We start from the raw sequence: 22,865 nt of genomic DNA on the forward strand, positions 1-22,865 counted from the left end.
TCAGCTGCCGCCGGTCAAGGTCGAGACGATTTCGGACGCGCCGAATACGATGGCCACGCCGAGCACGACATAAGCCGCCTTGCGCAGATCGAGATAGCCGAACATCCAGGCGATGCCGACGATGATCACCGCGAGCGTCGCCAAGAGGCGCGCGACATTGCCGGTCAGCATCGTGACGATGTTTTGCAGCACGCCCTCGATATTGGCGGTCTGGGCGAGCGCCGGTTCGACGGCGAAGAGAAAAAGCACTGCAGCCATGCCGGCCGGCGTGGTGAGTGTGCGAAGTGGCACAGGCATAGGGTATCTCCTGGACAGGCGTGTCTTGATGCCGCACGGTGGGATGCGGTCGGATGGAAGCGGTTCTGCGGAGGTCAGCGGCTGTAGACCAACAGCGACGCGCCTCGGTGTGCGCCATAGACGCTCCAGGATGGCGGATCCTTAGCGGATGCGATCTGCTCTTGCTGGGATGACGCCTCGCGTTGTCGATCGGCCTCCGGAGCCGGTTTGCGCGGCGCCGTGCCGGCGTTCCGAACAAATTTGAACGATGCGATCGCCTGCTCTCGGGCTGCCTCATCGGAGGCGCCTCGGGCGACGAGCCGCGCCTGGCGCTCCTGAAACACGCGCCCCACGCCAGCAATATGTGGGCACGGCTCGAACGCTGTGGTCACGGTGAGCCCGGCTGCCTTGAGATCTTCATCGCCAAGTTGCGCCAGGCCGATCCGAACGTGTTGCCCTGCCATGGTCGCTTCGCTGGCGAGCGCGATCGCCTCAGGCTTCGTACCTGCAAGGATCCGGATCGGTCGCTTGCCTGCAATGGTGACGAGCAAGGGCTCGAACTCGCTCGCCTGTAGAATGATCGCGGCGACGGGTTTCGCCAGGGCTGAGGGTGCACAACGCTCGATCAATGTCGCAATGTCGGCGGACTCCATTAGAGCCGGATCCATGTGCTGGGCCCGTCTGATCCTGCCACCTCCATGACATTGGGGTGCGCGCGATATTGGACCGCTTGAATGTCATGAGGCTGGCAGGCTTCGTCTCCTCGCTCGCAATCGCGAAGGAGCTTGCTTGAGACGCAGGCAATAAGCGCTGCACCATCGCACTCAAGTTCATGGGCAATGTATCCGTCCTGGGATGCTTCAGATGGATCAGAGCCGATCGGCCAAGTGCTCGCTCCTGTGACTGCACATACGAAAAAGCCCCCTCCCCGCCTGAGATGCGGCCAGAGCCAGGTCACGGGTGGAACGCAAGCAGAGTATTGGGTCGGCCCTCCAGGAGCAGCGAGGCATAGCAACCCAGCGTAGCCCCATTTGTGGGCGGATGCCGGGCCGATCAACGTACTGGCGATTGCGCCAGCGAGCGTCATCCGGAGCATGCGAAACTCGGTCATGCTGCAAACGGCAGTGCCATCTTCAGCGGAAGGACTGGCCCGCTCAGACCGCCATTGCGGCGGATCGCATGCAGCGCATCGTCCTCAATCGGCAACAGCCCGGCGACGGCAGCTGTCGACCCAATCCGTCGCGGGCGCCCGATACGCCGCAAGCTCCACCCGGCCCTTCTAAGAATGCGCTCCATTCGCAGATCGGTGACTGTTGCGATCGACTTGAGCCCGCGCGCAGTGCTCCACTCGAGCATGGCGGCAAGCAGCATGAACGTGGCTTGCCGCAGTCCGCCCTCCGTTGTAGCGGCCGTTGATCCGGTATCGACGCAAAAGCGCGAGCTTTCCACGATGGAATCGGATCGCGGCGCATTGGCGCCATCCAGCAGCTCCGGGAAGGTTTCGGCCAGCATGTTCGGCGCCGTCGTCGGCAACAGCCTAACGCAACCGAGCACCGTGCCGCGATCGACGACGACAAGGTAGGTCGCATCCTGCGTGTCATAGCGATCCTTCTCGAAATCGCCCCTTGTTGAAACCGACCAGTCGAGCCGGTCCTTGAAGACTTTCCGTCGCAGCCGATGCATGTCCCTGAGCAGCGAGCGATTGGCGCCATCTCCGGCGCGGGTCAGTTCGACGACCTGCATCGTCACCTCCGAATCGCGTTGATCTGGAGGCCAATCGATCAGAGGCGAGCTGTCATCGAACCTGTCGAATCTGACAGGTCAGATTAGAGTTTCCCTTTAAAGTTGTGGTCGCTGTTGCCACATGCCGATGCGACGACATGGTCTCGTTATCCGCCAAAAATGTTCGAGCCGCGTGAACCAAGGCGCCGTAACACCACGGAGGCCAGATGAAATCGGTAGAAATCGCCTATCAGGAACTGGTCGACGGCCTGCATTCATCGACCGCAGAAGCGGAGTTCGGGCGTGTCGGCCAACGCATCGCCGAGAGGCTAGGCTTCCGGTACTTCGCCTATCTAGGCTTTTCCGAGGCTGATCCGGTTTTGATCTCGTCTTATCCCAAGCGCTGGAGCGAGCATTATTTTACCGAGGGTTACCAGGACGTTGATCCCGTGGTTGCCTTTGCCCGAAGCAGGCGCTCCACAATGCGCTGGACCCGCGAATCTGCAAGTCGCTTCCCGCTGCGGGCCCAAAAGCGGCTCTTTGACGATGCCGATGAATTTGGCATCCGCCATGGCGTCACGGTCGCTATCGCGGCCGGCTTCGGCCGTTTCGCCGCCTTCACTTTCGCGGTCGACGAGGTCAGTTCAGCGCATGGAAGGATGGTCACGGAAGCAAACGACATCGTCCAGTTGATCGGGCTGACATTCCACGCTCACGCCATTGCGAAACTGGAGCCGCCATTGCCGATCGTTGAAGCCGAGCCGCTGACCCAGCGCGAGCGAGAATGCCTGGCATGGGCCGCTCGTGGCAAATCGATGGAAGCGACGGCTACGATCATGGGTATCACGCCACGTGTCGTGAAGTTTCATCTCGACAACGCGCGAGCCAATCTCGGTGCGGAGACCCTGCCGCAGGCGGTGGCGATCGCGCTTCGGGGGCGAACGATCTTGTGAACCGTTCGGCACCTGCGATTTGCGAGGTGTCGGTTGCGGGATAGCGCATTCAGCCGTCGTGATAAGTCTCGCCCATGGATGATCGCTGGCGTGCGGTGACATCGTCAAGTCCCGATCAGGAGGCAAACCACGCAGGTCGCTCACAGCTGAGACAGGTTTGGGTATCTGTCTGCCCTGCCCTATCGATGCAGCGTTCGATCTGAGGGAAGACGATGAGGTCTTGATCCAGGCTCCTGGGCACGCACGCAGTTGGCGTGGAATGGGATTGGGGGCGATAAGAGCTCTGGAGCGCATCCGCTCATTGCGCCAACCACGCCCACTTGGCTGTCGTGTTGATTGCTACGTCGCCAATGACCAAGGGCGCGCGGGTCCGCCGGTCCGATACGTTGCTATTCGCCTTGGCGGGCAATCCGCGATCGGCTTGCGCAGCGTATGTGCGCGTGCTGGCCTGGACGAGTTCGCCAGCGGGGGGCGCTGTCCGCAACCTTAGGGGAACGCTGGCCATCTTCAACGCTATGCGCAGGATGGCGCCGAGCCCAGCGTCGCTGGAACAGCGGTTTGACAGGATACGGGCGAGTAGTACATCGCCATGGAGCTTTTCGCCGCGGGGTCGCAGTGTTCGACGGCAACGTTGGGCTCGCGTCTCCCGACGATGCCACCGAAGGGCGGTCGTCGGGGACTGTGTTCATCTGTTGCCTATGGCAATAGCGCGAGGCCAGCGTCGATCCATCGTTGTCTGCAGACAACACGGCCTTTAGAGTTAATGGCCGGTTAACCTTAAATTTCTTGCCACCAAGTCAGAATCATGGCGTGTTCCTGAGACGGAAAGAGAGCGTCTGACGCCCTCAATCCGTCTTGAGCGAGAAACAACATGACTGCGGCTGCTCCCTCACCACAACTTGAACTCGCGTCGTCGCGAGTGTCGCGCCATGCGGTCGCGCTCTCGAACCAACTCCGCTCCTTGGGGACATCGCTGTTTCCTCCGTCGGCACGCAAGTCGCTGCGCTCCTTCACGTCAGGCGAAGTGTCCCGGATTGTCGGAGTCTCGGACGGCTATCTTCGTCAGCTGTCGATTGACGGCCTCGGCCCTGCCCCCGCAATCGGATCGGCTGGCCGCAGATCGTACACCCTCGGCCAGATTAACGAGTTGCGCGACTATCTGAGCTCCGCTCGTCCGCGCGAGGCCTTGCAGTTCTCGCCCGGCCGACGAAACGGCGAAAAGCTGCAGATAATCACGGTCGCGAATTTTAAAGGCGGTTCCGCCAAAACGACGACGGCGCTTTATCTGACGCAATTTCTCGCCCTTCAAGGGTTCAAGGTCCTGGCAATCGACCTTGATCCCCAAGCGTCGCTGTCAGCGATGTTCGGCTACCAGCCCGAATTCGACATCCCCGAGAACGCCACGCTCTATGGGGCGATTCGATACGATGATCTGCGCAGACCAATGAAAGAGGTCGTTCGCGAAACATATTTTGAAGGCGTCGGGCTTGTGCCCGGAAATCTGGAACTGATGGAGTTTGAGCACCATACGCCGCGCGCCATGCTAGACCGCGGTGTAAGAGGCCATGAGCTGTTCTTTCGCCGCGTCGCAGGCGCCATCGATCAGGTTGCCGATCAGTTCGACGTCGTCGTCATCGATTGCCCTCCGCAGCTCGGCTATCTGACCATGGGGGCATTGAACGCTGCGACGGCGATGTTGGTGACGATTCATCCCCAGATGGTCGACGTCGCTTCGATGAGTCAGTTCCTGCTGATGACGTCCGATCTGATGGCTATCATCGAGAACGCAGGCGGACGTCTCGACTATGATTTCATCCGCTATGTCGTAACGCGGCATGATCCGAACGATGTACCGGAAGCGCAGATCGTCGCTTTGCTACGAAATTTGTTCGGTGACGACGTGCTCAAGGCAACAGCCTGGAAATCGACCGCAATCGCGAACTCGGGCCTTACAAAGCAATCGCTCTACGAGCTGGATCGTGGCTCGGTCGGTCGCGCAGCTTATGACCGAGCGCTGGAATCGGTTGATTCGGTGAACGCAGAGATCGTGACCCTCATGAAAGAGGTCTGGGGCCGATGAACAAGCGCTCCGATGCGATCAAATCGCTTTTCGCCAGCACCCCATCATCCGTGTTGTCTGCAGACAACACGGCGTCAGCGCTGCCACGGGTTGCCTCAGGCTCGATACGCTCGCTGCAGAACACGTTCTCGGATGTCGAACGCGAGAATGAAGAGCTTCGCCGGCGGATGGGAGAGGGGCAGGCGATTGTTGAAATCGCCCCCGAGTTGATCACGCCCTCGCCCTTTCGCGACCGGTTCGACGATCAGGATGCCCAGTCGTTCGAAGCGCTGAAAGAGTCAATCCGCGAGCAAGGGCAAGCTGTCCCGGTGCTTTTGCGCGAAGAGCCGGCCAATTCAGGCCGTTACCAGATTGCATACGGCCACCGCCGAGTGCGCGCCGTGCGCGAGCTCGGCCTCCCTGTAAAGGCAGTCATTCGGCCATTGTCCGATGCCGACCTTGCGGTTGCCCAAGGGCTTGAGAATGCGGCGCGCGAAGATCTGACCTTCATCGAGCGCGCTGCCTTTGCCCTTCGACTCGAGGATGCTGGCCACGACCGGCTCGTCACGCAGCGAGCTCTGGCGATCGACCGGGCGGAGGCTTCGAAACTGATCGCTGTTGCCCGCGGTATCCCGGCTGATCTCGTGGCGGTGATCGGTCGTGCCCCAGCAATTGGGCGTGGGCGATGGCTTACGCTTGTTGATGCACTGTCCAAGCCAGGTTCGGAGAAGCGCGTTGCGCGGAAGGTTGCAGAGCCAGAATTTAAGAGCCTGCAGTCAAATGACCGGTTTCTTGCGGTTCTCGCCGCCGCCTCGGCCAAAGCTAACGAAGCTGGCGCGGGAGGAGAAACATACCGGATTGTGGCCGTCGCCGACACGGAGGTGGCACGCGTAGCGACCTCACGAACTCGTACGGTTATTTCGATTGGGCATGATGCGAACGGCGATGCCTTCGCCGCCTTCATCGAAGGAAAGCTTCCAGAATTGTTCGCGGCATTCAAGGCGAACCGTTCAGGATGACACCGCAGAGCCGTTGGCTCTGAACTCCGCAACCACCGAAGGATAAGGCATCGGCGAAAGAAAAAAGGCCCCCGAAACGGAGTTCCGGAAGCCCTTCTCTTAGTGTGGCAACTGTGAGAATCGCACTTCCTCGAATCACCGTCAAGAGTCTCGTGTGAGATTCAGCGCCGTTTCGGCGAGCAGGATTTCTTTGCCCTGAACGAGGCAGGGATCATGGAACCACGACTCTCGACGACGCCCTTTGGGCGGCGATCGCTGACGCTTGCCCATGTAGCAAGCCAAGCGAACGCAAAAACGCGGCCGCCTGAGAAGGCTGTCCACAAATGGAATATCTTCCGGGCCATCTGCACGGCCAAGAGCGCGCTTGGCGTGACAGAGCGTGCTTTGGCTGTTTTGGACGCGCTGTTGTCGTTCCACCCCGAAACGGTCCTCACAGGCGAGGGCCTCATTGTTTTCCCGTCGAACCAGCAGCTCTCCTTGCGGGCTCATGGCATGCCGATGGCGACGCTTAGACGCCACCTGGCGGCACTGGTCGATGCCGGCTTGATCGTCCGACGCGACAGCCCCAATGGAAAGCGCTACGCCCGCAAGAGCAGGGCAGGGGAGATCGAATTTGCCTTTGGCTTCGACCTGGCGCCGCTCGTCGTGCGCGCGGAAGAATTCGAGGCCCTGGCGGCTGAGGTAGAGGCCGAGGCTCGGGCGCTGCGCCTGGTGCGCGAACGCATCACGATCTGTCGGCGCGACATCGCCAAAATGATCGCAACGGGGATCGAGGAGGGCGTCCCAAGCCGGCTCGCGGGGCAGGGCCCGGCCGAGTGGGCGGAGATCCACCAGATCTATCGCGCTATCATGGCGCGGGTTCCGCGCAGCCCGACGCTCCTGACGCTCGAGCCGATCGCGGAGGAGCTTTCTCTGCTGGCCGACGAAATTCTCAACATCCTGGAATCTCATATCAAAATTCAAAATATGAGCGGCAATGAGTCTCATATTGAGCGTCACAAACAGAATTCAAATCCAGACACCCTTCCTGATCTTGAACCATGCTTTCCAGAAAGCAGGGGGGTCGACGTGGCGCTTGTACCGGAACCGAAGCGGGTGCCGGAAGGGTCGTTCCCTCTCGGGATGGTTTTGGACGCATGTCCCGACCTGATCGATTATTCTAAGGGTGGGATCGCGAACTGGCGCGACTTTCTGGCGACCGTCGCGGTGGTTCGGCCGATGCTCGGGATCAGTCCCAGCGCCTGGGAGGATGCGATCGGCGTCATGGACGAGGTTCAGGCCTCGATCGTGGTCGCCGCCATCCTGCAACGCGGCGAAGCGATTTCGAGTGCCGGCGGCTATTTGCGCGAGCTTACGCGTAAGGCGCAGGCGAACGAATTCTCACTTGGCCCAATGCTGATGGCGCTAATCGGCAGCCGTAAACGCGAGAAAAAGCGGGCGTGACGGCGATGCCTCGCAGCCAGGCTGGGGTGGAACGGGGTCTTGTGGTCGCCGCCGCAAGCGCCTTTGATAACGGCATGGCAAAGCTATCGCGTACGATCGTCACCATCTTGCTCGCAGGTCGCCACCGCGCTGTCGGCGGACGGATTTTGCGCGAGCGCGCGGCCAATCTGGCGCTGATCGCGAAAGCATACAGCCGTGCTGAGCTGGAGGCCGAAAGGGGTCTCGGGCCGGCGCGCGCGACAGAGGTCGAGCATTGGCTGTCAGGGCAGGGGCTGTCGTTACGTCTTGAGCAAGAACATTCGGCCTCGGCTGTCGCTGGTGCCGCGGCGGCCCGTGTCGGTATTGCGGAGAAAGCGCCTGGCTCGGAGGTGTGATGACGGATATTAGCTTCTGCCCAGCAACAATGTGCCCGCTCTTCGCGGCCGACGATCGCAATTCAGCGGTGTGTTTAATGCACCCTGTGAGCGCGACGGGTGTCGCTGGTTCGATCGACAGATTTGTCAGGCCGGTCTCGTGGCAATTGGTGAGGTTGCGGTGGCCTCGGCTGGCAAGAGCGCTTGGCCACAGCTGACAGATCCGATGCGTCGTCGCGAATTCGATTGCGCGAGGGCGCATGAATGTTCGTGGCAACGGCAATCGCAGGGCGGATAGTGTGCTCCGCGTCGCGCCTTGGCGCATGGGCTCGATCCCCGAGCCTGTCGCTAACCCGCACCGGTTCGATGGTCGCTATCATAAGCACAGCGAGAATTCGGGTGCGCTGCACCTTCTCTCGCAAGTGGGTTCCGACCTGATCGCCGATAGAGACGAGGTTGATGATGACGATCCTGAGCAGACCAGGTTTGAACGAGACCTCCGCCAGCAGCCACAGCTCGTCTTCGGAGCGGTCGTAGTCGCTGCCGTCAGACGCGGCCCGGGAACAGCCTTGGCCGCTTGCGCGACTTAGTCGAGCTGACCGCGGTAGCATTGTCGTTGATCTTGAGGTCTTTAGATCCCCAGTCTTGCGGCTTTTCCGAGTGCCTGGTCAGCATCGTTATAGTAGCGAGTCGCCTGTTGGACCGAACGATGCTGGGACTGTCGCATGGCTGCAGGTAGGGCCACGCCGTTGCGCGCCGCTTCAGTCAAGTAGCCCGAGCGCAGGCCGTGGGCAGAGAATTCGACCGGATCGAGCCCGGCCATGGCACAGCGGCGTTTCAGGATCAGGTTGATAGCCTGGGGCGTCAGTGCTCGGTCATCGATCGCCTCCCAGCGGTCGATCGCCCGGAACAGCGCGCCTTTGGTGATATCCGCCCGCTCAATCCATTCGCGCAAAGCCGTAACAGGTGTCCCGATCAGCAGCACGCTTGAATCATCGTCGTCGGCTTGGCCGATTTTGGTTCGGCCCAGAGCGATTGCCATGCACGGAACTAGCGGCGAATGTGGATCCTTCGGATCGAGCTGCACATCGGGCTCAATTGTCAGCTGCTCAAGGCGCAACCGCGCCACCTCGCTGCGCCGACGCCCGCCCGAGGCGAATGCGACCAGCAGGATGGCGAGATCACGCGTATCGGCGAGACGGTCTGACGCGCAGGTTGCGATCAGACGCTGGAGAATGTCGCGTGTCACCGCGCGCTTGCTCTTGCGCCGGCGCGGTTTTGCGCTGGCCCTGACTGCGAGGCGGACGCCGGTCCGGATCGCCGGCGTGGTCAGCGGGCTCTCGAGCCCCCTCCAGCGATGCAGGGTTGCCCAGTGTGCCAGGCGGCGCTTGACCGTCGAGGACGCGTGGGGCCCTTCGCTGCGCAATTGGCCAGCGGAGCGCAAGGCACTCTCGACGTTGACCGGCATGCCGTGGCTTGCGTCATCGGCTCGCTTCGCCGGATCCCAGAGGTGATGGGCGACGAATTTCAACACTAATGCCTCCGGCGCCGGCCAGGGCAGGGGCGAACCTGTCGACGCGAGCACCCAGGCTTCCAGATAGGCCAGATCCGAGGCGAGCGCGCGCAACGAATTTTCGCCCATGCCCTCGCGAGCTAGATGGCGCAGCGTCTCGACGTCGTCGTCGGTCAGGATCGTGGCAAGTTTGTCGCGGCGCTCCATAGGCAGGATGCTGGCGAGAGCATCGAGCTGGAGGGCGCGGCGGGTTTCGGTGTCGCCGAGAGCAAGGATGTCGTTCATGGCGGATCGTTCCGTGCCGGCCGAGGACCAATTGTCGAGAATGGACGGGGATCCGCCATGATTCCGCTCTCGACGACTTTGGTGTAGAAGTGATCCATGACCCGCGACCAAGCCATTGCCGAGATCGCTGTCAGCGCCGCCGCCTTGCGCGCTCGCGGCGTTGAGGCGGCGTATCTTTTCGGATCGACCGCGCGTGGCGAGGCACGTCCCGATAGCGATCTCGACGTTTTCATCGACGTGGCGCCGGATGCAAAGTTCTCGCTGCTCGATTTGGCCGGCGTGCACCGTGTTTTGAACGAGTCGATCGAGCGCAAGGTTGACGTGACCACGCGCGAAAGTCTGCATCCCAAACTGCGCAGTGAGATCGAGCGGGCCGCCGTGCACGTGTTTTGATAGCGCGCCGGATCGACGTTGTTCTCGAGGAGATGCTGGCCGCTATCGACGCGGTAGATGGGGCCGTCGGTGGACGCAGCCAGGCGGCGTTCCAGGCTGATGCATGTCTTCAACTCGGTGTCGAGCGGGCTTTGGAGATCATCTCCGAGGCGGTCCGCCATCTCCCCGAAGAGATTTTGGCGACGCAGCCAGACATTCGCTGAGCGGATGTGCGCGCGCTGGGCAACTTGATCCGCCACGAGTACTGGCGCGTCGATTCCAAGATCGTTTGGCGGATCGTCAAGGATGATCTTCCGCCCCTGCGCTCCGCGATCGCGGATATGCTCCTGCATCAGTCGAGCTGAACAGCTCCGCTTTAGGGCCGGAGCAGTGGCGCCGATCAGCGACTGTTCGCGCAACTCCCTCAATTCGCCCACCACCTGTCGGCCGATTTCGTCGCCCGGACGCCTGGCTGACGGCGCCGGAGGGCATTTGCAGCGCCATAATCGCCGATTTTCAGATCTGCGTCTATCACTATCGATAAGAGGTAATTATCGATAGTGATTGATATGTTCAAGCTTGTGTCTACGTGAAACAAGGTAGTGGCCATTTGGGTTGGGTATGTTAGCTAATGAGGCATGAATTCAACCGGTTATGATATGTCGCGCGCGGTGCGCCAGGAGTTGGTTTCGGACTGCGCCGCAGGCGCCGAAGCCGCGGCGATCGCGCTTGCCCGCTGCGACGAACGCCTGGCCCGCGTCGAGCCCGTCCTGGCTGAAGGAGCCCGTCAGCGCGGCCACGCCTTCGAGGCCCAGGCCCTGATCGGGCTCAGCGGCGGCCTGTGCCCGCTCGAGGACCTTTGCTTGCACGACGCCCGCATGGATGTGCGCAGCCCGACGCGTGAGATCACGCGCGCTGCGGCCATGCTCGACGAGCGTCGGCGCCTGGCCCGGCGCGAGCCGGCCGAGATCCTGAACCCGACCGCGCTGCGGCAGCGGCTTAGCATCACCGAGGCGCCGGAGCCGGAACGCACGGGCAGGGAGGCGACCGCATCGGGGACCGCGAAACAGATCGCGGCACCCTGGGACCGGATCGACCTTGAAGATGATGATGACGGCCAGGTCGATGAGGATGATCTCGACCGGCAGGAGGAGGACGATCACGGCGATCCGGCCTTTGCCGACATCGACGCCTTGCTGGCGCGGACGCGAAAGAAGCTCGACGCCTGGAACGATCTCTCCTCCGATGCGGGCCGCATGAATCTGACCCTGCGCGATCCCGCCTATGACGCCGCCGGGCGGCTCGCGCGCTGGCTCACCGTCCTGGAGGAGGGCAGGGGGCTGCCGGCGGCGCTGGCGGCCGCGCTCGCGCTCGATGCCTGGCTTTGGCTCGAACCCTCCGAACGCGCAGGCGAACTCGGTTTCGCGCTCGCGGCGACCGTGTTGCGGCAGCGGGGATTAGGTTCGGCGCATTTGCCGATGGTCGGGCTCGGGCTGAGGCGGGGAAAGTTCAGGTGGAGCCCGCACCAGGCGCTCAGTGCCCGGGTCGCGGGGCTGCTCGACGCACTCACTGAGGCGTCGGCGTTTGGCCAGGCCGATCTCGATCGGTTGTCGCTGGCGCGGACCGCGATGCTGCGGAAGTGTGAAAATAGAAGGGGGAATTCGAAGCTAACCGAGCTGGTCGGTCTGTTCGTGGCGTCGCCGCTGGTCACGGTGCAGTTGGCGGCGGCGCGGTTGCACGTCACGCCGCAGGCGGTCGAGGCCATGCTAAAGCAGCTCGGCGGCAGCCTTCCGCGCGAGCTGACCGGGCGGAAGCGCTATCGCGCTTGGGGAATTTTGTAGGCTGCGAGCCATTTTCAGTCTGCCGACGGTGATTTTCGATAAGCGGCTCCCGAACGGTGCCGATCATTCCGATCGAAAATCCAGAGCACGCCGGCATCCTCGGTGCTTGCAAGGCGCCTCACATGAGGTGAGATAATGCCTCAATTGATCTGGAGGCGAAAATGCTGGCATTCGGAGCAGTCGCGGATGTCCTCGGACTTTCAGCAAATGAGATTGCCGCACGCTCGCCGTTCGGCTTGATGTCGCGCATCGAAGATGGACTACCGGTCGGAGCGCTCGATCGGATGGCCCGCCTTTTGGCGCCGAGCGACGCCCAGTTCAAGTATCGCCTCGTTCCCAAGGCCACCTATGAGCGGCGCAAGACGGCGCTCCGGCTCTCGTCGGACGAAGGCACCCGGCTGGCCAGGGTAGCACGGGTCTGGAGCTTGGCTCTCGATGTCTGGCAGACCGAAACGGAGGCGCGCGAGTTTCTGTTTCGATCGCACCCGATGCTGGAAGATAGGCGTCCGATCGACGTGGTCATTCAAAACGAGATCGGCGCTGAACTGGTGCTGGATATACTGGGCGGCCTGAAATACGGCAGCGCTGCGTGACGGCTCAGCGGCTCGATGGCACGCTGTTCAGTTTCCGGATAGGTGACCCGAACGGCACTTATCCTATCTTCGATGCCACCGCTTCGACGATCGGGCCCGGACGATGGAACACGCCCGGAAGCCCCCTCATCTACAGCAGTGAGCACTATTCGACGGCGCTCTTGGAGAAGCTCGTCCAGGGCAGCGGGCGTCTGCCGCCGAACCAGCATCATATCGAGATCACGCTGCCTAGGGGACTGTCGTACGAGGTTTTCTCACCTTCATCCCTGGCAGGCTGGGACAGCATGCCGGCGACGGCAAGCAAAGAATTTGGCGCGCAGTGGTGCCAGCAGCGCCGAAGCGCGATTTTGATCGTGCCGAGCGTGGTGGCGCGGCTTAACCGCAACGTGCTGATCAACCCAGCGCATTCGGAATTTGGGACGATCACAGCGAGCCTGCATGAGCCCGTCTATTGGGATCGGCGGCTTTTTGGATCGTGAGGCCGGATCGGGACGTGGACCGCGCGTATTCTGGAGTTGGCCCATTGCTGGCGCCAAGAGAGTCCGCTTTCAAGCAGCCTACTTACGCTGGCAATGGCTCTTAGCTGACGTCCGGTGCGTCCGCTCTCTTGCGATTTAGCTTCGCGCATGGGGATGACAAGGGTTCGCCATGGGAGCCAATGCCACAGTCCCACGGCATGAGCTGTTTACGTCGATCATGGGAATGAAAACTGCGCGGTATCCGGGCAGGCGCCGCTTTGTAACGCCCGATCTCGTCAACGAAAGGGGATAGCGCGGCCCGTCCAGACGTCACGGCTAGACCATGTGGACAAGGCGCGCTTGCCAGTTCGAGCACGCCGACACCGCCAGCACTGAGCCGGTAACGTGCTTCGCCGCATCTGAGATTTGCAGATTTTCCAAGCCGCGCCTTCCCCCCTGCTGCGACAACCAATAGCCGTTGCCCTGGTTCCGCCTCGCCCTGAAACGCAATCGCTTTCGAACCTGTGCACGCTCGCCACGTTGGCTTCAAATGATCCCTGCCTGGATACGGAGGCCGACATGACGCACTCCCACAAACTAGTTTTCCTCGTTGGCGTCGCCGCTTCGGCGCTGGCACTCACCGCCTGCAGTGACAAACCGCTGCCCGAAGAAGCGGGCTATGGACAGAGCCCGACCCTGCCGGAGCCGAAATCCTCTTGGCTGCCGACGATCAAGGTTGCCAAGGCCATTGGTTGGAAGGAAGGCGAAAAGCCGACGCCGCTCGCTGGGGGACAGGTCACCGCCTTCGCGACCGGACTTCAGCATCCGCGCTGGCTTTACGAGTTGCCCAATGGCGACGTTCTCGTCGCAGAGAGCGACGCCCCGCCCAAGCCCGAGGAAAAGAAGGGCGGCGTCCGCGCCTGGGTGCAGGGACTTTTCATGCAGCGCGCCGGATCCCAGACCCCTAGCGCCAATCGCCTCAGCCTGTTGCGGGATGCCGACGGCGATGGCGTCGCGGAGACGAAAATCGTCTATCTTGAAAACCTGACCTCGCCGTTCGGCATGGCGCTGGTCGGCGATCAGCTCTACATCGCCAATGCCGACGCGGTGGTGCGCGTGCCCTATGTTGCGGGCGAGACCAAGAACGCCGCCAAGCCCGTGAAAGTGGCGGAACTGCCGGCGGGTCGCAACCATCACTGGACCAAGAGCCTTATTGCGGCTTCCGATGGCTCGCGCCTCTACGTCGGCGTCGGCTCCAATTCCAATGTGGCTGAGAATGGCATGGCTGAAGAGGAGAACCGCGCAGCGGTGCTGGAGATCGATCCGCAGAGCGGTGCCAGCCGGCTCTTTGCGAGCGGGCTGCGCAATCCGGTCGGCATCGACTGGAATCCGGCAACGAAGGAGCTCTGGGTCGCCGTGAACGAGCGCGACGAGATCGGCGACGACCTCGTGCCGGACTACATCACTTCGGTAAAGCGGGATGGCTTTTACGGTTGGCCCTACAGCTACTACGGTCAGCATGTCGACAAGCGCGTCGAGCCGCCGCGGCCGGAGCTCGTAGCGAAGGCGATGAAGCCGGACTACGCGCTCGGCTCCCATACCGCCTCGCTGGGGATGACCTTCGTCAAGGACGGTCGACTGGGGCAAAGCTATCAGGGCGGCGCGTTCATCGGACAGCACGGGTCATGGAATCGGGCCCGCCCTGTCGGGTACCGGGTGATCTTCGTGCCCTTCGTCGACGGCAAGCCGTCCGATATGCCGAAGCCTGTCCTTACGGGCTTCCTGAACGACAAGGGCGAGGCGCGCGGACGGCCCGTCGGTGTGCTGGTAGACCAGCGCGCCGGCCTGCTGGTTGCCGACGATGTTGGGAACGCGATCTGGCGGCTGACGGCTCCGACCAGCTGATGTGACTTAAAGGCGCGCCGGCCAGCCCGGCGCGCCCGGCGGAACATCCGGTCTGGCTGTCCGTATAGCTTCGCGAACGCCGTTGTCGTCGGAGCCCCAGATGAAATCCGCCCATTCGATCAAGCCTGCCGGGCTCGCTGCGATCGCGATCGTGGTCATGGCTATCTGGGCGTGGCCGGCAATGGCGATAACGGCAACAGAGATCAATTCCGTCACTTTCGCGGACCGGAACAAGACAGTCGAACCCGGCCCCAATCCGTTCATTGTCAAGGCACAGGTTCTCCTCAGCCGTCGCAGCGTCTCGCCTGGGGTCATCGATGGCATCGACGGCGAGAATTTTCGCAAGGCGGTCGCCCAGTTCCGGCGGCAGGAAAGGCTCCCTGACGGCGAGGAGATCGACGAGCTTGCGTGGCTGAGCCTGGGCGGCGAGACGGCGAACGACGTGATCGCCGAGTACGCGCTGACCGACAAGGATGCCTCCTACGACTTCGTCGACGCCATCCCGCGCGACTACGCCAAGCAGGCGAGGATGAAGCGCCTCTCCTACACGAGCCCGCAGGAGATGCTGGGCGAGCGCTTCCACATGAGCGAGACGCTGCTCGCCGCGCTCAATCCTCGACAGGCGTTCTCACAAGCTGGGACACGCATCGCCGTAGCGTCCGGCCGTCGTTCGCCCGAAAAGGGCGCTGCTCTCCGGGTGGACGCGATCAAGAGCACGGGGATGGTCATGGTGTTCGGCGCCGACGACGTGGTGCTCGCAAGCTACCCGGCGACGATCGGCAGCGAGGACACCCCCTCGCCATCCGGTGAGTACACGATCGAGCGCATCGCCCGGAATCCGAACTACACCTACGACCCCGAGAAAAACTTTCAGCAGGGCAAGAACACCGAGACGCTGACGCTTCCGCCCGGCCCCAACGGCCCGGTCGGTACGGTCTGGATCGCCCTGTCGAAGCCGACCTTCGGAATTCACGGCACGCCCGAGCCGGCAAAGGTCAGCAAGACCAACTCGCATGGCTGCATCCGCCTAACCAACTGGGATGCAGAGGAGCTTGCCGATCTCGTCAAGGCGGGTGTTGCGGTGCGCTTCTTGGAATAGCAGCATGTGGAGGCGAGCGGGTCGGGCGGTCGCAATGGCGCTTTGCGCGGCTTGTCTGAGCGCCGCCGCCGATGCGCCGGCGCGCGATCGCGCCCGCAGCGCAAATACCATCGACCCAGCGATTCTGGCCCCCTTGCCGCCACCGCGTCCCGCCGAACTGTCCCCGAGTAAACCTGCGGGGGCTGATACGGCGACGGCGAAGACGCCACCCGCACCCGCCGAGCCGGAAGGGCCTATCGGCCCGCCCGGCTGCTTTGCGACCTTCTTCGAGCGCGGCGGCATCGCCTTGCCGGCCGCGTCCGACGCGGGCACCCGCGACTGCGCCATCGCCGAGCCCGTTTCGTTTCGCGCCGTCGCCATGCCGGACGGCTCCCAGGTCGAACTGGACAGCGCCATTACGGTCGCCTGCGCCTTCGCCATCGAGATCCTTGATTGGGTCCGCAGCGACCTGCCCGGCATCGTCTCCCGAGAGAAGGGCAAACTGGCCCGGCTGACCGGAGTCGGCGGCCATGCCTGCCGGCCGCGTAACGGTGTGGCCGGCGCCCCTATCAGCGAACATGCGACGGGGAATGCGATGGATATCGGTGGCCTGCGCTTGGACGACGGCAGGATCTTAAGTCTCGTCGGTACCGAACCATCGACTCGCGCGCTGCGCGAGGCGCTTAAGACGAGCACCTGCGCGCGCTTCAGGACCGTTCTCGGCCCCGGCTCCGACGCTTCGCATAAGGATCACCTGCACCTCGACATGAGGCAGCGGCCACGCGACTACAAGATCTGCCAGTGGGACATCGAATGACGCGCAAGCCTCGGCCTCTCGACGGCTCCAGCAAGGACGATCCGCAATGCCCGTGATCGACGATCTCGAGAACCGCTACGGCCTAGGGCCGATCACCGTCTAGATCCGGCATCACGTGAAGCGCGGCGGCGAACTTATGGCGACCTATGAGACGGAGTATCCGTCCTGGCGCGAGGCGATGGTCGCGATCGCGAGTGATCTGCGTGAGGGGCGCGTCGAGGCGAACAAGGTTGCAGGGAAGCCCGTCGCGGCGGAGTACTTGGCAGCGCTTAAGGATCACGCGCCCGATTCGGCCTGAGGCTCGTCCCCTAGATATTCACTGGCGTTCCGCGTGCCGCCTTGATCGAACGCCCTCTTCGAGCGCCGGCTGCTCCCAGCCGAAGACGCTGCGTCCGCCATACTCCGCAGAACGACGGCGTTCATCGGCGACATACTCGTCCAGCGTCGGACCTGTCGCGCCGCGCTCGAGCCGCCGGCTCTCTTGATCGAGGCGAGCGATCGCGGCCAGACGGTCATCCTGCCCAAGCTTTGCGCGGTCGACGGCGGAACGAAGGACGTTGATGGTCTGATCGTAGACCTTGGTTGGCACCGCAAAGGGTTGGCGATCCTTGCCGCCATGGGCGAGCGAGAAGCGGGCCGGATCCGTGAAACGGCAAGCCGCACCGTGCACCACCTCGGCCACCATCGCGAGCGAGCGGACCGTGCGGGCGCCTACCCCGGGGACCAGCAGCAATTCAGAAAAATCGCCAGGCGCGCTGTCGGCCGCGGCTGCGAGCGCGCCATGCAGCCGCCGCGCGATCACATCCTTTGGCCGAACATCATGATGGGCCGGCATCACCAGATGAGGCAGGGCAAGCTGTTCCTGAGACAGCGCTGCCGGCGCGCGGTCGCGTTCCAGTGCCGTGAACTCCCGAACGATGGCATCCGGTCCGATGCCGCGCAGCATCTCGACCTGGCTGTCTCGGGCCAAGGCTGCGCGCGCGTCGGTGAGGTTGATGATCCGGCCCTGGCTCTGCCCGTCGATCGCGGCATGGGGCGCCTCGACGAAGCTGCCGAGCCCTTCGGATTGCCAATGATAGCGCCGGGCGAGCCCGCCATCGCCATTCATGCCCTGCTGTACCACGACCCACTGGCCGTCATCGGCGACGATGAAGCCGTGCAGATAGAGATCGAATCCGTCCTGAACAGCCGCACTGTCGACCTTCGCGACGAGCCGGCTCGCCTTGGCCAGCGCCACCCCGTCGAAGCCGACTTCGGCGCCGATCCGCTCGAGCTCGGCCGGCGTCTGCCGCGAATGGCTGCCGCGCCCGCCGCAGACATGCATCCCGAGTTCGCGCGACAAAGGCGCCAAGCCGCGCTTCAGCGCCCCGATGACGCTCGTCGTAACGCCTGAGGAGTGCCAGTCCATGCCCATCACCGCGCCGAATGACTGGAACCAGAACGGGTGGGCGAGGCGCCGCAGCAACTCCTCGCGGCCGTAGTGATGGATAATCGCTTCGCAGATGACCGCGCCCAGCCGCGTCATGCGCTGCCCGAGCCAGGCCGGGACGCGACCGTGATGCAAGGGCAGATCGGCGCTGCCAGATCGACGAGTCATAGCATATCCCGAGAACGAAAAGAGAACTCAGTTTATAGTGGCATACGACCGGCATCGCCAGAGCGAACATGCCAGCCTTCGCAATCGGAACATGCGTGATCCCGCCCAGTTTCCTTCGCGGGACAAAAGTCAGGGAGACGTACGATGTTCGACATCCAGAAGATCAAGGAAGGCCTTGAGGTGGTTGGCTCCGACAACGCTCACCTCGGCACGGTGGACCATTTCTCTGGAACGCAGCTCAAGCTGAAGAAGAACGATGCCGGCTCAGGCGGCTCCCATCATTATTTGAGCACGGACCTGATCGCGGATGTCGGCGAGAAGATCGTTCTGACCGTCTCGGCTGACGAAGCGCGCCAGCAATGGGCTCCCACGGACTGATATCATCGGATCCATGATAGCGAAGGACGAAGGCGGACGGCTCTGTCGCCGAACCCGTTCGCGAATGTCGTCGAGCGGCCGGCCAGGGGTCGCTTCGAGATGGTTCAATAGCGGCGTCGCATTCGCCGCCTTCAGGCAGCAGGGCGACAAGCTGATCTTGACGCATACCGAGGTTCCCGCCGCATATGGCGGTCTGGAACTGGCTTCACTGCTCGTCGATGGTCTCTTTCAGCAAGCGAGAGGCTTCGGCCGGCAAGTCGTTCCCGCGTGCTCCTTCGTGACCGACTGGGCCCGCCGCCATCCCGAATTCGCCGATGTCGTCGCCTCACGCTGAGCAAGCCGCAGGCCGTTGAAGGTTCGGTTTGCGCTGGGCATGGCCAGGAGAACCGAGATGCCCGCTACGTCAACAGCTCAGCAGAAGGCGGCCGGCGCCGCCTTGGCCGTCAAGCGCGGCGACATCAAAAAGAGCGAACTCAACGGCGCCTCCAAATCGACGGAGAAGTCGATGCCGGAGAAAGAGCTCGACGAGCTCGCCTCGACCAAGCGCAAGGGCAAGCGCGCTGTCGCGCAAACTTTCGCGGCAAAACCAGGCCATCGCCGCCCATCACGCGCGTCAGCAGATTGCGCTTTCGCCCGCGGCGTGACCGAGCGATGCGGGCGGGCGTTGCAGGTCCGTCAGATCCGAGGCATTCGGCGGCGCATGGCTGCGAGGCCCCTAATGTCCGTATCGGTCGCGTCACTGACGCAAGACGGGCTGGCCCTCGTCCTCTCGGGTTTGCTGCGGTCTAAACCGTCGGCCAGGCGCTTCAAGGCCGCGTGCCGCGCCGCGTGGCGGCCGGCCTTCGCCGATCTTGCGGACGAGGCCCGGCGTCCTTCGCAAGGGCTTGTGCCCTGCTTGGCCGCAAGCCTCGTCCGCTCGCCTGGCAAAGGCCGGACCTGTGAAGCGCCAGGGCTTTCGACGGTTCGGGTCGACCGCACCCGAGGGGACGACGGCCAAGCGCCGATCCCGCTCCGAGGGCGCAACCGAAGAAAGGACTTTTTCCATGGCCAAGACCGCACATTCACCCCGCCAGACCGCCCGCGTCGTGCCGCTCCGCAAAAGCACGACCATCGAAGTGACACGGCTCGCCTGCCCCGACACGCAGCAGGCGATCCTGATCTCCGAGAGTTTTGGGCTCCCGGTCCTCGACGGCGACGGCATCCGCGACCTGCACGAGCGGCTGATCGTGGAGACGGCAGCCAGCCTGCAGGAAGGGCTTGGTGAGAGGGCGATGCAGATTCACCTGCAGCGCATCGTCGGGGCTTATGTCGGTTCGGCCCATGGCGCCGGACAGTTCTACTCCCGCGCTGTCACCGAGGCCCGCGACGCCACTGCCAAATCGGCCTGCGATGCTCGCGACGAGGATGTCGATGGCCCGGTCGGCTTCGACGGCCCTGCCCAGCGCAAGCGAGAATTCGCGGCCGACATGGGCGTCCAGGCCCACGCGCTGCTGATGGCGGCCGAGGGCGCTGTCGCGGCTTACGAGCAGGTCATCGGCGAACGGTGGAAGCCCTTCGAGCGAGCGGCTGAGACGACAGGTCCATCCGTCGATCGCAAGGCGGCAGCAGCTCAAACGGCGGCGTTCGGTTGAGCTTCAGGTGAGCGGGGCGCGCAGCCCCGCTCACCATCCTCATTCGGTCGCGACCTCTGCGCTCAGATGCTGATGGCCCGTTGCAGACACCCCAGATAGAATTCAGCATGTCCATTACAATTGATGATCCCGAAACCGAGGCACTGACGACCCAGCTCGCGAAGATGACCGGCTTGAGCGTCAACGATGCCGTGGCGTTAGCCGTGGGGAAGCCATGGCGCGGCGGCGCACAGCGGAATCGCCTCGCCAAACTGCCGAGCGGCTACGGGAACAGCACGGCATCGCGATGAGCGATACGGCGAGAACGCCGCTTGCACGCGAGGCTTTTGACGAGATGTGGAGACGGGGCTGAACCCGATCCTTCGCCGGTCGCGTATCGCTGCTTGAGCGCAGCCGCTGGATTAACGCACCGACCTTTGTCCGCGAGGTGTAAGCGGAAACCGTTCCGGGTCATCGTTCCACGGATCGAACACCACGGCGCCGGTTGCGCCGAAATCCTTGGCATTGCGTGTCACGAGATAGATATCGTGCTCAATTGCGGTCGCGGCCAGCATCGTGTCGATGACCGGCGGCGGATGACCGCTCGTCCGCCTGATCTCTCCCGAGATCCGCCCCCAGGCCAGCACAACCGGGTTGCTGACCGTAAGCATCCGATCATTGAATCGTTGCGCGAGGGCGTTGCGAGCGGCCTTGTATCTCGGCCGGTCGGGATGATCGGGGCCCAAGTTGAAAATCCCCTTGTCGTATTCGGCCAAAGTCAGGACGCTGATAAAGAAGCTTTCCTCTTGCTGGTTGCGCGCCCACTTCTTGACTGACGGCGCGCCGTTGGGATTGATCAGCGCAGCGACGACGTTGGTGTCGAGAAGCCAGCCCTTCAAAGTTCGACGTCCCGCCCGAAATCCGCTTCGCGGCGGAGGTCGAGCCCATCGAGATGCAGGCTCTCCATGAATTCGACGAAGGGCGCCTGCGGTTTCTGCGGAACCAGACGGTCGAACTCCTCGACGCTCACGACCACAACCGCGTCATGTCCGCGTACGCTGACGCGCTGGGGACCATCCGTGCGGGCGTGACGCACGACTTCGCTGAAGCGCGCCTTGGCGTCTTCGAGCTTCCATCGTCCCTTGGGCAATGCCTTGACCATTCGCGCAGCTCTTCTCGCGACGATATTCGACCTAGTCAGATAGTCAGAATATAGCGGCTATCGCCCGCCGGCGCCAGTCCTCTTAAGCGAGATATGATGCCGGTTGCGACTGGCCGACCGCGACCCGTCTCGGCCGACGGTCTTGGCGGTATGGCGTCGGCTGCAACGGCTTTGCCGTCTTCCACTTCGTTCCAGCCCTTCGGGTGCAGCCATCGCCTGCTCCCCGGCTTTTCGACCTCCGTGACGGGGTCGCGATCGGCGCGACCTCCACGATGGAGGTTGGATCATGAGCAGGTCAGACAAGAAGCCGCGCGCGGACATCTATGCGCGGATCACCGACAGGATCGTCGCCGATCTGGAGAAAGGCGTGCGTCCCTGGATGCAACCGTGGCGCTCAGGCAACGGCAGCGGAAGCGTGACGCGGCCGCTGCGGCATAACGGCCTGCCTTATAGCGGTATGAATGTGCTTTTGCTCTGGTCGGAAGCCGCGGCGCGTGGATACGCCTCGCCGGTCTGGATGAGGTTCAAGCAGGCGCTCGAACTCGGCGGCGCAGTCCGCAAGGGCGAGACCGGCGCGACGGTTGTCTTCGCCAGCCGCTTCAAGAAGACCGAAACCGATGCGTCGGGTGATGCGGTCAATCGTGAGATCCCGTTCCTCAAATCCTACACGGTCTTCAACGCCGAGCAGATCGACTGCTTGCCGGCCCAGGAACGCGGGCAATCAGAACCGTCGCGCGATCCGATCGAGCGGATCGACCAGGCCGATCGATTCTTCGCCGCGACCGGCGCCGTCATCCGACATGGCGGCGACCGCGCCTACTACTCCCCAGCGACCGACCATATTCAGATGCCGCACGTCTTTACGTTTCGCGATGGGGGTTCCTATATCGCGACGCTGAGCCATGAGGCGACGCATTGGACGGCCGCAGGGCATCGCGCGAACCGTGATCTCAGCCGCTACGGCAAGGATCGGAGCGCGCGGGCGCGTGAGGAGCTGATCGTGGAACTCGGAAGCTGCTTCCTCTGCGCCGATCTTGGCAATGCGCCGGAGCTGGAGCCGCGTCCAGATCACGCCAGCTATCTCGCTTCCTGGCTCGCGGTTCTGTCCAGCGACAAGCGCTTCATCTTTGCGGCTGCGGCGCATGCGCAGCGAGCCGTCACCTATCTCCACGGGCTTCAGCCGCAGACCAGCTCGATCGCGGAGGCCGCATGAGTGGTCGAGCTCGATGTTGCCGGATGCAGTTCGGGATCAATGCAGGACGCTACCACCATGCGTTCCATGGCTGCTTACAAGCGCCTTGCGTCCACTGCGTCCTCGTTGGGCATGTCTGACCGGAGGCCGTCGTCGCTGGCGCGCCGTCTCGCTCTTACACCAGCAACGGCCATCCGCGACTTTCTTCCCCTGGTCCCTGCGGTCCCATTCCTCGCGGG

The 22,865-nt window shown here is 63.1% G+C and carries 25 protein-coding genes and 2 pseudogenes; 20 read left to right on the forward strand and 7 right to left on the reverse strand.

Annotated features, from left to right (window positions below; all coding sequences use genetic code 11):
- From V7S63_RS26285 to V7S63_RS26295, 3 genes are all read right to left on the reverse strand, one after another.
- A complete protein-coding gene (locus V7S63_RS26285) occupies positions 1 to 297 on the reverse strand; it encodes a TrbC/VirB2 family protein (RefSeq protein ID WP_091840151.1) in 297 nt (98 codons plus the stop codon).
- A 74-nt stretch (positions 298 to 371) separates the two neighbouring features.
- Positions 372 to 929, reverse strand: coding sequence for a type IV secretion protein (locus V7S63_RS26290; RefSeq protein ID WP_336532466.1), 558 nt, complete (start codon positions 927 to 929; stop codon positions 372 to 374).
- Between the two features lie 454 nt (positions 930 to 1,383).
- On the reverse strand, positions 1,384 to 2,019 hold the full coding sequence (locus V7S63_RS26295) for an acyl-homoserine-lactone synthase (RefSeq protein WP_336532467.1): 636 nt from the start codon (positions 2,017 to 2,019) through the stop codon (positions 1,384 to 1,386).
- Between the two features lie 206 nt (positions 2,020 to 2,225).
- On the opposite strand from V7S63_RS26295, the gene V7S63_RS26300 reads away from it, so the two are divergent.
- The 5 genes from V7S63_RS26300 (at position 2,226) to V7S63_RS26320 (ending at position 7,846) form a co-directional block, all read left to right on the forward strand.
- Positions 2,226 to 2,951 (forward strand): helix-turn-helix transcriptional regulator, encoded by a 726-nt coding sequence (locus V7S63_RS26300; protein WP_091840159.1) that lies wholly within the window; start codon positions 2,226 to 2,228, stop codon positions 2,949 to 2,951.
- Between the two features lie 871 nt (positions 2,952 to 3,822).
- Positions 3,823 to 5,031, forward strand: a complete 1,209-nt coding sequence (gene repA, locus V7S63_RS26305; protein ID WP_091840160.1) for a plasmid partitioning protein RepA — start codon at positions 3,823 to 3,825, stop codon at positions 5,029 to 5,031.
- Positions 5,028 to 6,029, forward strand: coding sequence for a plasmid partitioning protein RepB (gene repB / locus V7S63_RS26310; protein WP_336532468.1), 1,002 nt, complete (start codon positions 5,028 to 5,030; stop codon positions 6,027 to 6,029). The genes repA and repB overlap by 4 nt, the downstream gene beginning before the upstream one ends.
- Before the next feature lie 213 nt (positions 6,030 to 6,242).
- Positions 6,243 to 7,472 (forward strand): plasmid replication protein RepC, encoded by a 1,230-nt coding sequence (gene repC / locus V7S63_RS26315; protein ID WP_336532469.1) that lies wholly within the window; start codon positions 6,243 to 6,245, stop codon positions 7,470 to 7,472.
- Positions 7,469 to 7,846, forward strand: coding sequence for a hypothetical protein (locus V7S63_RS26320; RefSeq protein WP_336532470.1), 378 nt, complete (start codon positions 7,469 to 7,471; stop codon positions 7,844 to 7,846). The genes repC and V7S63_RS26320 overlap by 4 nt, the downstream gene beginning before the upstream one ends.
- A gap of 610 nt (positions 7,847 to 8,456) precedes the next feature.
- Here V7S63_RS26320 and V7S63_RS26325 read toward each other — a convergent pair.
- Positions 8,457 to 9,623 (reverse strand): tyrosine-type recombinase/integrase, encoded by a 1,167-nt coding sequence (locus V7S63_RS26325; RefSeq protein WP_336532471.1) that lies wholly within the window; start codon positions 9,621 to 9,623, stop codon positions 8,457 to 8,459.
- Between the two features lie 96 nt (positions 9,624 to 9,719).
- On the opposite strand from V7S63_RS26325, the gene V7S63_RS26330 reads away from it, so the two are divergent.
- The 9 genes and pseudogenes from V7S63_RS26330 (at position 9,720) to V7S63_RS26370 (ending at position 16,985) form a co-directional block, all read left to right on the forward strand.
- Entirely contained in the window at positions 9,720 to 10,016 is a 297-nt protein-coding gene (locus V7S63_RS26330; RefSeq protein WP_336532472.1) for a nucleotidyltransferase family protein, read from the forward strand.
- Between the two features lie 32 nt (positions 10,017 to 10,048).
- Positions 10,049 to 10,360 (forward strand): annotated as a pseudogene (locus V7S63_RS26335) (HepT-like ribonuclease domain-containing protein).
- Positions 10,361 to 10,654: 294 nt separating this feature from the next.
- Positions 10,655 to 11,836, forward strand: coding sequence for an RHE_PE00001 family protein (locus tag V7S63_RS26340; protein ID WP_336532473.1), 1,182 nt, complete (start codon positions 10,655 to 10,657; stop codon positions 11,834 to 11,836).
- 161 nt (positions 11,837 to 11,997) lie between these two features.
- On the forward strand, positions 11,998 to 12,429 hold the full coding sequence (locus V7S63_RS26345) for a DUF2384 domain-containing protein (protein WP_336532474.1): 432 nt from the start codon (positions 11,998 to 12,000) through the stop codon (positions 12,427 to 12,429).
- Complete coding sequence (locus V7S63_RS26350; protein WP_336532475.1) at positions 12,426 to 12,908, forward strand: RES family NAD+ phosphorylase; 483 nt, start codon at positions 12,426 to 12,428, stop codon at positions 12,906 to 12,908. The genes V7S63_RS26345 and V7S63_RS26350 overlap by 4 nt, the downstream gene beginning before the upstream one ends.
- A 558-nt stretch (positions 12,909 to 13,466) precedes the next feature.
- Positions 13,467 to 14,792 carry a PQQ-dependent sugar dehydrogenase gene (locus V7S63_RS26355; protein WP_336532546.1) on the forward strand — a complete coding sequence of 442 codons (1,326 nt, stop codon included), beginning with the start codon at positions 13,467 to 13,469 and terminating at the stop codon, positions 14,790 to 14,792.
- A gap of 100 nt (positions 14,793 to 14,892) precedes the next feature.
- Positions 14,893 to 15,891 carry a L,D-transpeptidase family protein gene (locus V7S63_RS26360; RefSeq protein WP_336532476.1) on the forward strand — a complete coding sequence of 333 codons (999 nt, stop codon included), beginning with the start codon at positions 14,893 to 14,895 and terminating at the stop codon, positions 15,889 to 15,891.
- A gap of 34 nt (positions 15,892 to 15,925) precedes the next feature.
- Positions 15,926 to 16,687 carry an extensin-like domain-containing protein gene (locus V7S63_RS26365; RefSeq protein WP_336532477.1) on the forward strand — a complete coding sequence of 254 codons (762 nt, stop codon included), beginning with the start codon at positions 15,926 to 15,928 and terminating at the stop codon, positions 16,685 to 16,687.
- Positions 16,688 to 16,823: 136 nt separating this feature from the next.
- On the forward strand, positions 16,824 to 16,985 hold the full coding sequence (locus tag V7S63_RS26370) for a hypothetical protein (RefSeq protein WP_336532478.1): 162 nt from the start codon (positions 16,824 to 16,826) through the stop codon (positions 16,983 to 16,985).
- An 18-nt stretch (positions 16,986 to 17,003) separates the two neighbouring features.
- Here the strand turns inward: V7S63_RS26370 and V7S63_RS26375 are convergent, their stop codons facing one another.
- The gene (locus V7S63_RS26375; protein ID WP_336532479.1) at positions 17,004 to 18,284 is read right to left on the reverse strand and encodes a DUF763 domain-containing protein; all 1,281 of its coding nucleotides are present in this window, start codon (positions 18,282 to 18,284) and stop codon (positions 17,004 to 17,006) included.
- A gap of 144 nt (positions 18,285 to 18,428) precedes the next feature.
- On the opposite strand from V7S63_RS26375, the gene V7S63_RS26380 reads away from it, so the two are divergent.
- The 5 genes and pseudogenes from V7S63_RS26380 (at position 18,429) to V7S63_RS26400 (ending at position 20,583) form a co-directional block, all read left to right on the forward strand.
- Positions 18,429 to 18,662, forward strand: coding sequence for a DUF2171 domain-containing protein (locus V7S63_RS26380; RefSeq protein ID WP_336532480.1), 234 nt, complete (start codon positions 18,429 to 18,431; stop codon positions 18,660 to 18,662).
- Positions 18,663 to 18,726: 64 nt separating this feature from the next.
- Complete coding sequence (locus V7S63_RS26385; RefSeq protein WP_336532481.1) at positions 18,727 to 18,996, forward strand: GNAT family N-acetyltransferase; 270 nt, start codon at positions 18,727 to 18,729, stop codon at positions 18,994 to 18,996.
- Positions 18,997 to 19,053: 57 nt separating this feature from the next.
- Positions 19,054 to 19,221, forward strand: a pseudogene (locus V7S63_RS26390) (DUF3008 family protein); the annotation flags it as partial.
- A 484-nt stretch (positions 19,222 to 19,705) separates the two neighbouring features.
- Positions 19,706 to 20,293 carry a hypothetical protein gene (locus V7S63_RS26395; RefSeq protein ID WP_336532482.1) on the forward strand — a complete coding sequence of 196 codons (588 nt, stop codon included), beginning with the start codon at positions 19,706 to 19,708 and terminating at the stop codon, positions 20,291 to 20,293.
- Between the two features lie 107 nt (positions 20,294 to 20,400).
- Positions 20,401 to 20,583, forward strand: a complete 183-nt coding sequence (locus V7S63_RS26400) for a type II toxin-antitoxin system VapB family antitoxin (protein ID WP_336532483.1) — start codon at positions 20,401 to 20,403, stop codon at positions 20,581 to 20,583.
- Between the two features lie 111 nt (positions 20,584 to 20,694).
- Here V7S63_RS26400 and V7S63_RS26405 read toward each other — a convergent pair whose 3' ends face one another.
- Positions 20,695 to 21,171, reverse strand: coding sequence for a type II toxin-antitoxin system VapC family toxin (locus V7S63_RS26405; RefSeq protein ID WP_336532484.1), 477 nt, complete (start codon positions 21,169 to 21,171; stop codon positions 20,695 to 20,697).
- Entirely contained in the window at positions 21,168 to 21,434 is a 267-nt protein-coding gene (locus V7S63_RS26410; RefSeq protein ID WP_091842642.1) for a type II toxin-antitoxin system Phd/YefM family antitoxin, read from the reverse strand. The genes V7S63_RS26405 and V7S63_RS26410 overlap by 4 nt, the downstream gene beginning before the upstream one ends.
- A 286-nt stretch (positions 21,435 to 21,720) precedes the next feature.
- Here V7S63_RS26410 and V7S63_RS26415 point away from each other — a divergent pair, with 286 nt between their 5' ends.
- Positions 21,721 to 22,647 (forward strand): ArdC family protein, encoded by a 927-nt coding sequence (locus tag V7S63_RS26415; protein ID WP_336532485.1) that lies wholly within the window; start codon positions 21,721 to 21,723, stop codon positions 22,645 to 22,647.
- Positions 22,648 to 22,865: the final 218 nt, after the last annotated feature.

It is taken from the genome of Allobosea sp. CCNWLY174 (genome assembly GCF_037120455.1).
GTDB classification, from domain to species: Bacteria; Pseudomonadota; Alphaproteobacteria; order Rhizobiales; family Beijerinckiaceae; genus Allobosea; species Allobosea lupini.

Excerpts from the sequence above, each read along its gene's own strand:
- V7S63_RS26285 (WP_091840151.1), bottom strand. The coding sequence starts at position 297 with ATGCCTGTGCCACTTCGCACACTCACCACGCCGGCCGGCATGGCTGCA.
- V7S63_RS26290 (WP_336532466.1), bottom strand. The coding sequence starts at position 929 with ATGGAGTCCGCCGACATTGCGACATTGATCGAGCGTTGTGCACCCTCA.
- V7S63_RS26295 (WP_336532467.1), bottom strand. The coding sequence starts at position 2,019 with ATGCAGGTCGTCGAACTGACCCGCGCCGGAGATGGCGCCAATCGCTCG.
- V7S63_RS26300 (WP_091840159.1), top strand. The coding sequence starts at position 2,226 with ATGAAATCGGTAGAAATCGCCTATCAGGAACTGGTCGACGGCCTGCAT.
- repA (WP_091840160.1), top strand. The coding sequence starts at position 3,823 with ATGACTGCGGCTGCTCCCTCACCACAACTTGAACTCGCGTCGTCGCGA.
- repB (WP_336532468.1), top strand. The coding sequence starts at position 5,028 with ATGAACAAGCGCTCCGATGCGATCAAATCGCTTTTCGCCAGCACCCCA.
- repC (WP_336532469.1), top strand. The coding sequence starts at position 6,243 with ATGGAACCACGACTCTCGACGACGCCCTTTGGGCGGCGATCGCTGACG.
- V7S63_RS26325 (WP_336532471.1), bottom strand. The coding sequence starts at position 9,623 with ATGAACGACATCCTTGCTCTCGGCGACACCGAAACCCGCCGCGCCCTC.
- V7S63_RS26330 (WP_336532472.1), top strand. The coding sequence starts at position 9,720 with ATGACCCGCGACCAAGCCATTGCCGAGATCGCTGTCAGCGCCGCCGCC.
- V7S63_RS26340 (WP_336532473.1), top strand. The coding sequence starts at position 10,655 with ATGTCGCGCGCGGTGCGCCAGGAGTTGGTTTCGGACTGCGCCGCAGGC.
- V7S63_RS26345 (WP_336532474.1), top strand. The coding sequence starts at position 11,998 with ATGCTGGCATTCGGAGCAGTCGCGGATGTCCTCGGACTTTCAGCAAAT.
- V7S63_RS26355 (WP_336532546.1), top strand. The coding sequence starts at position 13,467 with ATGACGCACTCCCACAAACTAGTTTTCCTCGTTGGCGTCGCCGCTTCG.
- V7S63_RS26360 (WP_336532476.1), top strand. The coding sequence starts at position 14,893 with ATGAAATCCGCCCATTCGATCAAGCCTGCCGGGCTCGCTGCGATCGCG.
- V7S63_RS26365 (WP_336532477.1), top strand. The coding sequence starts at position 15,926 with ATGGCGCTTTGCGCGGCTTGTCTGAGCGCCGCCGCCGATGCGCCGGCG.
- V7S63_RS26370 (WP_336532478.1), top strand. The coding sequence starts at position 16,824 with ATGGCGACCTATGAGACGGAGTATCCGTCCTGGCGCGAGGCGATGGTC.
- V7S63_RS26375 (WP_336532479.1), bottom strand. The coding sequence starts at position 18,284 with ATGACTCGTCGATCTGGCAGCGCCGATCTGCCCTTGCATCACGGTCGC.
- V7S63_RS26380 (WP_336532480.1), top strand. The coding sequence starts at position 18,429 with ATGTTCGACATCCAGAAGATCAAGGAAGGCCTTGAGGTGGTTGGCTCC.
- V7S63_RS26385 (WP_336532481.1), top strand. The coding sequence starts at position 18,727 with ATGTCGTCGAGCGGCCGGCCAGGGGTCGCTTCGAGATGGTTCAATAGC.
- V7S63_RS26395 (WP_336532482.1), top strand. The coding sequence starts at position 19,706 with ATGGCCAAGACCGCACATTCACCCCGCCAGACCGCCCGCGTCGTGCCG.
- V7S63_RS26400 (WP_336532483.1), top strand. The coding sequence starts at position 20,401 with ATGTCCATTACAATTGATGATCCCGAAACCGAGGCACTGACGACCCAG.
- V7S63_RS26410 (WP_091842642.1), bottom strand. The coding sequence starts at position 21,434 with ATGGTCAAGGCATTGCCCAAGGGACGATGGAAGCTCGAAGACGCCAAG.
- V7S63_RS26415 (WP_336532485.1), top strand. The coding sequence starts at position 21,721 with ATGAGCAGGTCAGACAAGAAGCCGCGCGCGGACATCTATGCGCGGATC.